Below are 12,541 nucleotides of genomic sequence, written 5' to 3'. Positions count from 1 at the left end.
TAATGATAACCACTTTCATTTGATTCACAACCGGGCCACCTCACCGGCTATTTCGGCACGCTCCTCAACAGGTCATCTGGACACAACCCGAAAAACCGCTCCGGCGGGCGATAACACTCCGGCAACTGGTCGCTGCCCCACTGCGCCAGGGCCTGCATCACCGGCAACAGCGCCGCGCCCCGGGAAGTGAAGTGGTACTCGTAGCGACGCGGTCGCTCCTGGTAAAGCACTTTGCGGATTAGACCATGGTCGGAGAGCTTGCGTAGCCGGCTGGCCAGGATGTTGGTGGGAATCGCTTCCGCCACCTCACTGAACTGGCCGTAGCGATGCCGACCCAGCGCCATCTCCCGCAGGATTACCAGACTCCAGCGATCTCCCACCAACTCCAGGCCCCGGGCCAGTGGGCAGTACTGGCCTGCTGGCGGGGTGTTATCCGGCACCGATGAGCGATCGACAGGTTCGGCCAGATCGGCGCGCTGAGTGGTCGCAGAGTTCGGGTCAGGAGAGGAGCTGGGAGAGGTCATGGTTGCAGTTTAGAGGCACCAATAGTCACTTGCAATACGCAAGTCATCTAGCGACACTAAAGAGACTTTCAAAATGAAAGCGACCTGTTCCGCCAAAGCAAGTACCGGGAGACAACCATGCTCGGCCCTACCCCAGGCTCACACCACTGGAGCGAACGCACCAACGGTGCCATGACCACCCGCGAGAAGGCACACGTTATCTGGCAACTGATCCGCACTCAGGTCGACGAGCAGGCCAGCCGGCTGTGCTATCGCCTCAACCTGTCTCCGGCCCGTCGGCGCAGGGTTTCACTGGAGGCTATCCGACGCCCGGACACCGGATTTGCCCGCGAGTGCGAGGAATTGGCAGCCAGCCGCTATTCCCCCGCGCTGCTGTCGCATTGTTACCGCACCTGGCTGATGGGCGCGGTGGTGGGCCAGGCGCTGGCGGTCGAGGCCGACCCGGAACAGCTCTACATCGCCTGTCTGCTGCACGACCTGGGCCTGACCACCCCCAACCTCGACTGTGCCTGCGACACCGGTTTCCAGATCCTTGGTGCCCGGGAAGCCTGGCGACTGGCCAAGGGACAGCAATGGAGTGATGACGACGCCAGCCGGCTGTACGAGGCCATCAGCTACCACCTCAACCCCTGGCTCAGCGCCCACCACCACTCAGCCGAGGCACTGCTGCTCAAGTACGGTGCCCACATGGACGTTGCTGGAGCCTATCAGCACCTGGTGCCGGAAGCTCTGCACCAGCAGATCCACCAACGCTATCCCCGCCACGGATTCCGTGAGGAGATCGTCACGTCCATCGATCAGACTCCGCACCGCCCAGGCAGCCACGCCCACTTCCTCCGCCGCTGCGGCTTCAGCAAGCTGGCCGCCAATAACCCCCTGGACCAGCGACTGCGTCAAGACGTCACCAACGACGCCAACAGCGGCCGATAATGGCTGAACGGCGGATGCGCCCGCTCAGGGTCCTTGCCCTCATCATCCCAGTGGCGCACCCGCACACAGGCCTCCAGGTAGGGGTTGGTCCGGAACGCCGCTACTTCGGCCTCACTCATCGGCCCGCCCTGCAGCTCCAGGGTATACACCGATGCATCCGACAGCCGCTGGAAGTAAGCCGGGTCCACCGCGCACAGGTAGCGTTTGGTGGCGACATGCTGGCGAATGGGCTCAACCACCTCGGCGGGGAAGAAACGGGCGAGGAAGTTGGCACCGGCTTCCTCGTGGTAGTTGTTGGTGCCTTCCATCAGAACATCGTCCGGTATCTCATTGGTGTAATGTCCGAGATCGTGCAACAAGGCCGCGGCCACCATCGTGGTGGGCGCACCGTCGCGTTCGGCGCAAGCCGCGGCCTGAAGCATGTGCTGGGCCATCGACACCGCCTCGCCCAAGTACGACTCCGCGCCCCGACGCAGGAAGATGCCTTCGATGAAATCCACAATGGTGTCCCGGGTTGGCAATGACTGAGTCATAACGCTCTCCCCATGGCGGCTGGCCGGGTTTCCCGTTGCAACACGGCCAGGGTGCTGTAGAGACCATCCAGGTCGGCATAGGCGCCCTGGAGATGGCGCTCGCCGCCGGCCTGGTAGCCGGTCCGGGCGTGCATGATGCGGGTGTTGTCGAACACCATCAGATCCCCCGGGTTGAGCCGGAACGTCAGTTTCAACTCCGGCCTCTCGAGGATGCGGGCGTAGTGGCGGTAAGCCCGATAGAACGGCTTGATAACCGCCGGGGCCAGCAAGATGGTATCGATGGAGCGGTTGTTGTAACGCACCTTGGTGATCCGCCCGCGATCGTCCAGCTCGATCATCGGAACCCGCGAGCGCAGATCCGTAGAAGCGTCCTGAAAACGGTAGTTGAGATAGTGACCGGTCAGCAGTTCGAAATCCTCCGGTGCCTCTTCCCTCAGAATGGCGGCGGCGCGAAAGCCATCCACCAGAATCGAGTCGCCGCCTTCGGTGGAACTCGCCAGGCAATGCAGCAACTGTATGGTCGGTACCGGATCACGATAGGGATTATCGGCATGGCAGCCCAGCCCCAGATTGCTGAACGCCAGGTTGTTGGGGTCCACCACCGAACGCACGTCGAATAACTCGCCGTAGTTGGTCTCACGGCAGTAGCCAAAGCTGCGGATGACGTCCAACACCGCCCCACTCTCACAGGGCACGTTGCCGAGCAGCGCAAAGCCCAGCCTCTGCACCGACTGCAGGCAGTCCCGACGGACTTCCCGCGAATGGCCATATTCGACATAGTCTGTCTTGGCCACGCCACCGCTGAAGCAGCTGGCCTGCCATAGGGTCTTGGCAGATTCGGACCGGTCATCCCAGGGTTCGTTCAGGGTGTAGCAGTGACGTCGCAACCACTGCGCCTCAAAGATAGAGCGGTGGCCATCCGGCTCAAAGACCACCTCCAACCGATCCTCAGACAGGCGATTGACCTGCCCGATCGACAACGACTCCGAAAAGTCGCTGACATTGACCAGACGCTGACCGTTGGCCGGGTGGCGGCTCGCCGACATCTGGCAATGGTCCCGCAACCACAAGGCATAGAACCCACTTTGCTGGCCGTCCGCCCACTCGATCATCAGCTCATCCGGCACAAATCGGACTTCTTTCAACATACTCACGGCGTTCTCCTCAACGTGTCTTCCGGGGGCTGTTCAGCTCAAAAAGCTGAAAGCCAACTATCAGGAAAACTTATTCACAGAAGATGTCACTTCTGTGAAATCGGCGAAGAGAGATTGATAAAAAGCTGGAAAGTGGATAGACATACCAGACAATTTGAGACAACAAGTTAGAATTTCTTATGAGTAGAAGCACCTTGCCCCCGCTGAACGCCCTCAGGGCCTTCGAAGCCGCCGCCCGTTACGAAAGCCTCACCCAGGCTGCCCGGGAACTGGGTGTCAGCCAGGCCGCCGTCAGCCAGCAGGTCAAGTTGCTGGAAGAACACCTGGGGCAACCGCTGTTCCTGCGCCACCCCCGCCGTCTTGAGCTTACCGACACCGGCCGGGCCTATCTCCCCATCCTCAGCACAGCGCTTACAACTCTGCGGGAAGGAACCCAGGCGCTGTTCGGTGACGACGCCCAACGCCCACTGACGGTTCGGGTTGCCGCTAGCTTTGCCCGTCAGTGGCTGGTGCCCAGGCTGCCCGAACTCTACCGCAAGCAGCCCAGCCTACGACTTCGCCTGCTGGCCATCACCTGGCCCTCACAACACACCCTGGAAGGCGCTGACCTGGAGATCGCCAATGGCTATGGCGACTGGCAGGGACTGGAGGTGGAACGCCTGACCCGGGAACACTGGTTGGTGGTGGCCGCCCCCGGATTCCCGATCCGGCATGGCGCGGCCGATCTGAAAACACGGCTGCACAGCCTGCCCCGGATTGCGGTGCAGGGCTATCGCGAGACCTGGCAGCAGTGGCAGCAACAGGCGAACATCGCCGGCACCCTGCCCGAACCGATCATGGAAACCGACACCACCAGCCTCGCCATTGAAGCTGCCAAGTCCGGTCTCGGTCTGCTGCTGGTGCGGTCACTGCTGGTGGAGCAGGCCCTGGCGGATGGGTCGCTGGTGCAGGCCAGCCCGGTCACGCTGGCCAGCGATGGCGGTCATTACCTGGTGCGGGAAGCCGGACGCCTCGTCCGCCCCGGAGAAGCGGCATTCTGCCAATGGCTCAGGCAGGAGCTGGGCGGGTAAAACAGAACAGACGGGCGCCATTGCAAGGCGAATGGATAGCGAGCTAGGAGCCCAGATAGTGATGCAGCAACTGAATCACCAGCAGCAACGCCAGGGCGGGAAAGAAGAACCGACGGTAACGGGCCAGCTGCTGACCATTGTCTCTGGGGGCGTAGCGTTCAATCAGGGGTACGATTACGACCAGTACCACAAACAGGACCGCAAGAATCGTCAATAACACCATGGCACCGGGCTTCCTTGTATGGCCGAACTACATTGCCCTGCCAGTGTAAGGGAGGCACAGAAGCCGCGACAACCGCCGGCACTCCTCCCGGCGAAATGCCGGGCAGCCACAAGACTGCCCGGCCGGTGATATTCCAATCAGGCCTGGGTTCTGCGACGACGCAGATACAGACCGGTCAGACCAAGTCCGAACAACGCCAGGGAGCCAGGTTCTGGCACCGGGTCACCCGGATCGTTCGGGTCCTGGTTGGTGATCTCTTCCACCTTGATGTCCACGAAAGACGTGGTGAAGGAGTCGGCGTCCAGGCCACCACTGCGCAGGATATTGAGGTTCCAGGCGGCCCCGCCGGTGGCGGTGGCCAGATCCACGTAGTCCGTTTTGGTGGTGCCAAATCCGCTGCCAATGGTGCCTTGGCCAGCGCATTCGGTGTAGCCACCGCTGCCATCGGCCTCGTAACCATTACTGTCGCTGTCGATACCGATGGCGCCGGTGGTGCTGGGCGAACAGCCGAAGTTGTTGTTGACCACTACGTTCAACAAAGCGCCCAAGCCGCCCATATCAGACAACAACCCGTTAGCGGTGAGGGTATCGCCAAAGGGAGCGTCCCGGTCCTCATCCGTCACCAGCACAAAGTTGACCGCGCTGTCGGAGCGAAAGCTGAGATTGTTGATGGCCCAGTCGATGGCGGTCCAGCCATCTTCAAAACCACCACTGGCAACCAGGGAACTGGTGGCAGTCGCGAACTGGGCAGCGGAGCCCCAGTTCTGAATACCGCCGGTGCCGGCGTCCATGTCATGGGGGTGAGGCCCCTGGCCGGTGCCATGTAATGATGAACCAAAGCCCACCAGGGAATACTGGTTGGCCTGGGAACCACCGACACCTTTAGCCTGCAAGCCACTTTCGAGGCTGGAGATCATGTTGCCGAGCCAGGTATGCTCGCCGGCCATGGAGCCGGATTCGTCCACCAGAAAAACCACGTCGGCGCTGATGGGCGCCGCAAGGGAGGATGTACTGGCCAACGCCAGAGCAGCTCCCAGTGCAAGAGTGTGTTTCATTCGTCTATCTCCTTTATGGGTCTTATTACTGCTGCCTGCACTTAAGCTTTAGCAAGAACCCGACCAGAAGCATTTTTCTCAATAATTACTGCTAGATAGACGATTTAAAACACGACACTCTGTTAGCTGCGTAAACAATGCCGACATATCCCTCAGGATCAGCGACGGCGGCGTGATCGCGCCAGACAACGCAACACGATCCGCTCCGCCGCCAGCCGCTCGCAGGCGGCAATGGCCAGATCCCGCTCCAGCCGCAATCGCCGCAGCTGTTGATGCACACGCCCTGGGTGCGCCACATCCGTTTCCCTCACACCACTAGCCCGCGCTATTGATTCGCCTGTTGCCATAACCCCTGCCCTCCTGATCGCCAGTGATACCAACGCCCGATGCGTCGTAACTGCAAACAGGCTACAGGCGGATTCGGGCCAGCCAGAGGCACAGTGGTGATGAATTGTGGCAGGAATCGGGGGGAGAAAGGCAGCCACCGAGCGTTTCGGTGGCTGCGAACAGCAGGGCTTACTTGATCAGGTGGAGAATGTAGGGCATACGGAAAGTTTCGCCCTTGGTGGTGGCAACCAATCCCAGTATGCAAACCACGATGTGCAGAATACCGATGATGGGGAACAGCAAGACACCGATTACGACAAAACTCAGAACAATAGCCACCATGGATGCGATGAATGAGGTAATCGACCAATTCAGCGCTTCCTTGGCATGATCCAGTACATAGGGATCGTCTTTCTTGACGATGTACAGCACCAGGCAGGGAATGAAGCCAAAGAAAAAGGTACCAATCCAGTTCAACAGCGCCAGGTTGCGGGAATCCTGACTGGGTTCCGACAGCCCGGTACCGGCAGCAGACTCCGTCTGGGCCTGGTTTTGTGCTTGGGCTTGAGCCTGAGGCTCTGGCTGTGCAGCGGGGGCGGCCTGCGGCTTGGGCTCCGGCTGCTCAGGGGACGACGGTGATTGCGGCGTGGGGTCAGACATATCTACTCCTTTTGATGGGGACCATATCCTTTGCGGCCATGGCATTACGCCTTTGCCCTGACCAGGCACTGGCCAGGCGAGGCAGACCCCTACTATACGGCAGACCCGCGGGCTTGAAAATTCAGTTTCGTACGGTGCTGACCACGGTCGACGCAATAACCTTAAGGCACCCTGGCCGGCAAGTGACGGTAAGGGGTGTCTTGCCTACCACCTCACCATCCGCGGTCACGGTCTTGGGCTTACGGGTACCAATCCGGCATTGCCGCCCCTTCAGGTGAAGCAGTGTGCTGGTGCGACGCGGCGCCTGCCGGTTCAACCGTACCATCACAAAGGTCAGCAGCAGCTGTAACAGGGGCCGGGGCCTCACCGCAATCACGTCCAGCAAGCCATCGTCGGCGGCCGCCTGGGGGATTTCATTGCCACCGCCATAGAAGGCACCGCTGGCCACCGCGACAGACAGCCAGCGGCCACTCACCTGCCCCCGATCACATTCAATGGTGGCACGGAAGCCCCGCTTTGCACCGAGCTGACGAATCAGCTCCACACCGTAGCTGAATCGCCCGAGCAGTCGCTTGCGGCTGCCGTTTCCGCGCCGCACTGGCAGGGTACCCAGACCGACATGCGCCACATTGAGAAAAATCTGTTCACCGAAAACCGCCACATCCACAGCCCGGGACTCACCCCTGGCAATGAGTCTGCATAGGGCATCCGGATCATCCGGCAATGCCAGATTGCGGGCAAAATCGTTGGCCGTGCCCGATGGCAGGACCGCCAGGGTCGCCCCGGTGTCCGTGCAGACGCGGGCACCAAGGTTCGCCGAGCCATCACCACCGGCCACCATCACCACATCGCCTGGCCCCGCCTCCTGTTGCCAGGCCGGGTCGTCAAACTCACAGCACCGCGGCTGCTCAATCCCCGCGGCCACCAACGCCGATACCCAGAAGTCACGCCCCCGCCCGCCATCACCGGCTTGGCCGTTGGCCACCAACCAATAGGTCATTGCACGGTCTCCCCCGATATCCTGTCCGACTACAGAGCCTCCCAGCATAGGAGCATTGAAGACCGGCGGCGATTACGGTTGCGCAAGGCGGGAAGGAATCGTGGCGAGCAGATCCGTCAACACGGAACAATCGGGAACGTTCAAGCCTGGGGCTGTCCGATGTCCGGACAGCCCCGGCAATAAGGGGGCGGGCCGTCAGTCAGGGATGAATGCCCAACTGGAAGCTCCCCTGCAGTTGATCGCCCGTGGCGGTGCTCAGGTTGTAGCTGCCACTGACGGTATACAGGCCAACACTGCTGATGGTGACGCTGCCACCGGTCACCACGATGTTCGAGCCGACGCCGAAGGCATCGGATTCGGCGTACGCCACGACGTAGCGGCCATCGGTACCGGGATCAACAGAGTCCAGCACTGAGTAAGTGCCGGCCTGCTTGCTACCGCCGTAGAAGTTGAACATTAGCTCGATATCATCGTTGCCGTAGGGCGCAACCACCTCGGTTGACCAGTAGGTCTGGGTGCCGTTGCCATACGGCAGGTCACCACCACCGGGGAACTGGTCGCCAAAGTCATCGGGGAAACCGGAGGTGGTCACCTCAACATCGGTGATCATCCCGCAGACTTCGCCGGTACTGGCAAGATCCGGAAACTGGGCGGAAGACATCGACAGCTGCCCCTGGTGCCAGGTCGTCTGACTGGAAATCTTGTCAAACTCGGCCGCCCAGAGAATGTTGCCGTCACACGTCAGGGTCATACCAAGACCACCACTGTCGAGCCGGTAATACTGGAACTGCTCATCCTGGCAGAACGGATTGTCATCGTCCGACGGGTCGAACTCATCCTCGTCCACCGGCTCGGCCACGTCCTCGCCGCAACTGCGCACCAGCAACTGGCCACCCTCGGACAGGAACATGGTTTCGGTGACGAAGGTCCCGGCGGTCTGGGAGGTGATCTCATTGCCCAACAACGTAACCGAGGTGGCCGCATCCATCACCACCAGGGTGCGCCAGATCCCCGAGCCAACGCTCTGCATATAGGACTCCACCTGCGCCAGGGTCAGGTTCTCACCATCAATGACCCCGGGCTCCAGCCGCCCCTCAAGCTCGAAGCTCGCCAGGGTTTCACGGAAGTGCGCCAACGCCTGTTCCCGGGCAACCATACCGCGGGCGCCCGAGTTGGTTGCAGCGGTCAGTTCATCCAGCGCGGCCGTTACCGCCGCGTCAGCCTCAAAGGCGGCTTCAGACTGGTTGAAGTCAATACTGCGGCCCTCCGCCTGGCCACGAACCGACGCGGTAATCTGGATACCGTTATCGGGATTGCCATCGTCATCGATGGTCTGGATAAAGCGGACCATGTTCACCACCGTCGGGTGGCTGTCATCCACCGCATCGGCGACCAGATCGATGGGGCTGACAATGTCATCCCCGGTGGCCTGGCCCAACTCAATACCACCGATGTAGAAACGGACAGTCTGGCCAACCACATACTCGAAGCGGCCCTCGGCATCAGTCACACCGCTGGTTGCGCCGGCGGTGTATTGCAGGCCGGCCACCGGAGCGTCGATGAACACCCCCTGCTGGGTGGTGCCGCCCACATCACCACCGCCATTGTCGCCACCGTTGCCGTCGCCACCACCGTCATTGTTCGAACCACCGCTGCTGCTGCCCCCGCCGCAGGCGGCCAGCATCAGGCTCAGGCAAAAGGCCCCCAGAGGCCCACTCATTCGAAGAACCATTGTCTTCCCTCCTTTGAATACCAAACCATCAACCCCGGCAGGCACACGCAAACCTGCAGTCTGCACGACCCACAGGAGCACCAGAGTCAGGGAGCCCGGAAGTAACCCCAGACCATTTGCGACGCCCCGCGTTGCGGTGACAGCCATCAAAGCGCGCAGAGGAGACGCGGGATCAATCAGAGGCTCCCCAGAATTCACCCGGCACGTTCAGGTTAAGCCAGTCTGTCGCCGTTGACGCCTACGAATATACGTAGTCATGGGCAATGGTGATCGATAGTCATGGGTCGCCATCGGCGGTTTTTCAGGCCATCTCCAACACCAACGCCTGGCCCGGTGATTGCTTCAGCATTGCACTGAGTCTGGCTACGGAAGGAAACGACGGACGTGCACTTCGACGAGTTTTTTCGGCGCAGCAACGCCGCCTCCAGTGTCGACGAACTGCTGGCCCTGTACCGCCATGCCCTGGTAACACTGGCCAGCGACCCACCGGGCAGGGACTCGCGGTTACCGGACAAAACCGACCGTCTGACCCGTCAGTTCCAGGCCCGCTACGCCCGTCTGGCGATACCTCATACTGAGAATCAGCCGCTCAGCGTAAAAGAACTCGACGTGCTGCGCTGGTGCGCCCAGGGCTTCACCCGCCAGGAAACCGCCGACCACATGCGCTTGTCCGCCCACACTATCGATTTCCACCTGCGCAATGCAATGCGCAAGCTGCAGGCACGAAACTGCACCGCGGCGGTAGTACGGGCGCTGGAACTGGGCGTATTGCAGTTGTAGGTCCGCAAAGGCGCAGGGTTGGGAAGCCACACCCTGGTTTCGCGAGCGCTGTGGACACGGCAGAATAGACACACCGCCGACCGACCGGCGTCCCTATCCAGCAACAGAGAGTCCGCATGAACCCAATCATCGACCAGCTCAGTCGCCACCGCTCCATCCGCAAGTTCCAGCCACGGGCCATTCCACGACAGTCCCTGGAGGCATTTGTCCGCGCCGGTCAGTGCGCGGCGACCTCAAGCCACGTCCAGGCCTACAGCATCATCCACGTGGTGAACCCTGATAACCGCGCCAGGCTGGCGGAGCTGGCCGGTGGTCAGCCCTATATTGCTGAATGCTCGGATTTCCTGGTGTTCTGCGCCGACATGAAACGCCCGACCGAAGCCGCCGAGCGCGCTGGTGCCGATGTAGTCCGGGGCATGACGGAACAGTTGTTGGTGGCCAGCATCGATACCGCCCTGATGGCACAGAACGTCGCCATTGCCGCCGAATCGGAAGGCGTGGGCATCTGCTACATCGGCGGCATCCGCAACAATCCGGCGGAGGTCAGTGAACTGCTGCGCCTGCCGGAGCATGTCTATCCGGTGTTCGGTATGTGTCTGGGCTACCCGAATCAGGACCCGGAGGTTAAACCGCGGCTGCCGCTGCCCGCCATCCTCAAGGAAGACTACTACCAGGATACCCGGGACGCCGAGCTAGTGGCGGAATTTGACGCCACCATGCACCGCTACTACCAGGTGCGCACCGGTGGCAACAAGGACAGCAACTGGTCCGAACAGCTCAAGCCGCTGTTCACCAGCAAGCTGCGTCCCCACATGCAGTCCTTCCTGCGGGACCGGGGGTTCGGCAAGCAATAAGGCGGCTCAGGCAGACGTCACCCCGCCGGCAACGCCGCATTCAGCGACTCCAGAAACAACGACAACGCCAGAGGTTGGTGCCGGCGGCTGCGATAAAGACCGAAGACGCCCAGCGGCTCCGGCTCCAGCTGCTCAAGCACCGGCACCAACTCACCGGCACTCAGACTCTGTCGCACTTCCAGCTCCGGCAGCAGGGCGATGCCCATGCCGGCGCGGGCCGCGTTGGTCAGTAGGGACGACTCGTTGGCGCTGAAGTTGCCGACCACGTCCAGCCCCAGCCTTTCGCCATCAGCCTGCCGAAAATGCCATAGCCCGCGACTGAAATGGCTGTAGTGCAGGCAGTTGTGCAGCGCCAGCTGTTCCGGCGCCGTGGGCCGACCATGCCGGGCCAGGTAATCCGGACTCGCGCACAACACCGATTCACAGTCCCCCAATCGGCGGGCAATGACGTTCGGGTCCAGGTCATTGGTGATGCGAATCGCCAGATCAATACGCTCCTCCACCAGATTGACCGCCTGGTTACTGACATGCAGATCGACGGCCATCGCCGGATAGCGGGCCAGGAACTGCGGTAGCCAGGGCATCACCATGTGTTCGGCGGTGAAGCGGGCACAGGCCACCCGTAGCCGGCCCGCCGGCGTCTCCGCTTCCTGCTGATCGGCAATCCGCTCTGCCACCTCCACCAGCTCCCGGCTCTGCTCCAGAACCCGCTCCCCCGCCGCCGTTAGCGACAGCTTGCGGGTCGAGCGATGCAGCAGCCGGGTGCCCGCCCAGTGTTCCATCTGTTCCAGATAACGGCTGACCATCGGCCGTGACATGTCCAGCACCCGAGCCGCGGCGCTGAGACTGCCCTGTTCACAGATACGGTTGAAAACGATCGCGGCCTTGACCCTGTCCATTCACTCACCTGCTCGATTTATGCAACAAACCATCAACGACAATGGGGATTCTGTTTCCTGATACGAAACCTAGAATAACGCTCCATCAGAGACATCGCGACCGGAGTACACCCCATGTCCCACACACCACCACGGTTCCACTGGATCCTCGACCCTCTCTGCGGTTGGAGCTATGCCGCCGCGCCGTTGCTGGAGACCGCGCTGGAACGCTTCCCGGGCCAGCATACCCTGCATTTCGGCGGCCTGTTCCACGGCCCCAGCCGGCGACCGGTGGATGACACCTGGCGTGAACAGGTACTGGTCCACGACGACCGGATCGCCAGCCTCAGCGGCCAACCCTTTGGCGACGGCTACCGTCACCAGCTGCTGCGCGATCCCTCCCTGGTGCTGGACTCCACCCCGGCCATCCGGCGGGTTCTGGCGATCCAGCAGAGCGTCGGGGCAGATACCGCGGCCCGGGCCTTCAATGCGATCCAGCGGGGCTACTACGGCCATGGCCGCAACATAACCCGCGAAGAGGTCCTGAATGAGCTGCTGGCCGCAGACCGGCTCTGGCCAGAGGCCACCGAACAGGTCTGGACAAACCAATCCGGGGCGGACCTTCAGCACCACCTGGCCGCCACCCGCCAGCGTCTCACCGAGCTTGGCGGTCAGGGCTACCCCACTCTGGCCCTGGCGCTCGAAGGACAGCCCTGGCACCGGATTCGGCTGCCGACCTTCTACGGCGACCAGCCAGGGTGGCTGCGTTTGCTGAACGAACTGCCCAACCTGCAAGCCCCATGATTTGAATAACCAAACAC

15 protein-coding genes are annotated in these 12,541 nt (G+C 61.6%); 5 read left to right on the top strand and 10 right to left on the bottom strand.

The genetic code is table 11. The annotated features are described in order from the left end of the window. Positions 1-47 precede the first annotated feature (47 nt). Positions 48-524: a winged helix-turn-helix transcriptional regulator gene (locus tag J2887_RS05925; RefSeq protein ID WP_227175000.1), complete on the bottom strand. Its 477-nt coding sequence runs from the start codon at positions 522-524 to the stop codon at positions 48-50. Positions 525-641: 117 nt separating this feature from the next. Between J2887_RS05925 and J2887_RS05920 the strand changes: the two genes are divergently transcribed. Further along, positions 642-1,454 (top strand): HD domain-containing protein, encoded by an 813-nt coding sequence (locus J2887_RS05920; protein ID WP_227174996.1) that lies wholly within the window; start codon positions 642-644, stop codon positions 1,452-1,454. Here J2887_RS05920 and J2887_RS05915 read toward each other — a convergent pair. Together J2887_RS05915 and J2887_RS05910 are read right to left on the bottom strand one after the other, a co-directional pair. Further along, positions 1,418-1,987 carry an HD domain-containing protein gene (locus J2887_RS05915; RefSeq protein ID WP_227174991.1) on the bottom strand — a complete coding sequence of 190 codons (570 nt, stop codon included), beginning with the start codon at positions 1,985-1,987 and terminating at the stop codon, positions 1,418-1,420. The genes J2887_RS05920 and J2887_RS05915 overlap by 37 nt on opposite strands. Further along, the gene (locus J2887_RS05910) at positions 1,984-3,135 is read right to left on the bottom strand and encodes a gamma-butyrobetaine dioxygenase (RefSeq protein WP_227176058.1); all 1,152 of its coding nucleotides are present in this window, start codon (positions 3,133-3,135) and stop codon (positions 1,984-1,986) included. The genes J2887_RS05915 and J2887_RS05910 overlap by 4 nt, the downstream gene beginning before the upstream one ends. Positions 3,136-3,320: 185 nt before the next feature. On the opposite strand from J2887_RS05910, the gene J2887_RS05905 reads away from it, so the two are divergent. Continuing rightward, positions 3,321-4,211 (top strand): LysR substrate-binding domain-containing protein, encoded by an 891-nt coding sequence (locus J2887_RS05905; RefSeq protein ID WP_227174988.1) that lies wholly within the window; start codon positions 3,321-3,323, stop codon positions 4,209-4,211. A 43-nt stretch (positions 4,212-4,254) separates the two neighbouring features. Here the strand turns inward: J2887_RS05905 and J2887_RS05900 are convergent, their stop codons facing one another. The 6 genes from J2887_RS05900 to J2887_RS05875 form a co-directional block, all read right to left on the bottom strand. Next, positions 4,255-4,434 (bottom strand): hypothetical protein, encoded by a 180-nt coding sequence (locus J2887_RS05900; protein ID WP_227174986.1) that lies wholly within the window; start codon positions 4,432-4,434, stop codon positions 4,255-4,257. A 137-nt stretch (positions 4,435-4,571) separates the two neighbouring features. Further along, the gene (locus J2887_RS05895) at positions 4,572-5,489 is read right to left on the bottom strand and encodes a PEP-CTERM sorting domain-containing protein (RefSeq protein ID WP_227174982.1); all 918 of its coding nucleotides are present in this window, start codon (positions 5,487-5,489) and stop codon (positions 4,572-4,574) included. A gap of 158 nt (positions 5,490-5,647) precedes the next feature. Beyond that, positions 5,648-5,785, bottom strand: a complete 138-nt coding sequence (locus tag J2887_RS05890; RefSeq protein WP_227174980.1) for a hypothetical protein — start codon at positions 5,783-5,785, stop codon at positions 5,648-5,650. Between the two features lie 220 nt (positions 5,786-6,005). Beyond that, on the bottom strand, positions 6,006-6,476 hold the full coding sequence (locus J2887_RS05885; RefSeq protein WP_227174969.1) for a DUF4870 domain-containing protein: 471 nt from the start codon (positions 6,474-6,476) through the stop codon (positions 6,006-6,008). A 121-nt stretch (positions 6,477-6,597) separates the two neighbouring features. Beyond that, positions 6,598-7,476, bottom strand: a complete 879-nt coding sequence (locus J2887_RS05880; RefSeq protein WP_227174968.1) for a diacylglycerol/lipid kinase family protein — start codon at positions 7,474-7,476, stop codon at positions 6,598-6,600. A 199-nt stretch (positions 7,477-7,675) separates the two neighbouring features. Beyond that, a complete protein-coding gene (locus J2887_RS05875) occupies positions 7,676-9,208 on the bottom strand; it encodes a hypothetical protein (RefSeq protein ID WP_227174965.1) in 1,533 nt (510 codons plus the stop codon). A 384-nt stretch (positions 9,209-9,592) separates the two neighbouring features. On the opposite strand from J2887_RS05875, the gene J2887_RS05870 reads away from it, so the two are divergent. Beyond that, positions 9,593-9,988: a helix-turn-helix transcriptional regulator gene (locus tag J2887_RS05870; protein ID WP_227174963.1), complete on the top strand. Its 396-nt coding sequence runs from the start codon at positions 9,593-9,595 to the stop codon at positions 9,986-9,988. Positions 9,989-10,104: 116 nt separating this feature from the next. Next, positions 10,105-10,842, top strand: a complete 738-nt coding sequence (nfsA, locus tag J2887_RS05865; RefSeq protein ID WP_227174959.1) for an oxygen-insensitive NADPH nitroreductase — start codon at positions 10,105-10,107, stop codon at positions 10,840-10,842. A 17-nt stretch (positions 10,843-10,859) separates the two neighbouring features. On the opposite strand, the gene J2887_RS05860 is transcribed toward nfsA, so the two are convergent. Then, positions 10,860-11,741 carry a LysR family transcriptional regulator gene (locus J2887_RS05860; protein ID WP_227174956.1) on the bottom strand — a complete coding sequence of 294 codons (882 nt, stop codon included), beginning with the start codon at positions 11,739-11,741 and terminating at the stop codon, positions 10,860-10,862. A gap of 114 nt (positions 11,742-11,855) precedes the next feature. Between J2887_RS05860 and J2887_RS05855 the strand changes: the two genes are divergently transcribed. After that, entirely contained in the window at positions 11,856-12,524 is a 669-nt protein-coding gene (locus J2887_RS05855) for a DsbA family protein (protein ID WP_227174954.1), read from the top strand. The last annotated feature ends 17 nt before the right edge of the window (positions 12,525-12,541 follow it).

The organism is Marinobacter sp. CA1 (assembly GCF_020546665.1).
Taxonomy (GTDB): domain Bacteria; phylum Pseudomonadota; class Gammaproteobacteria; order Pseudomonadales; family Oleiphilaceae; genus Marinobacter; species Marinobacter xestospongiae.
This window is presented reverse-complemented; position numbering and strand designations above follow the sequence as displayed.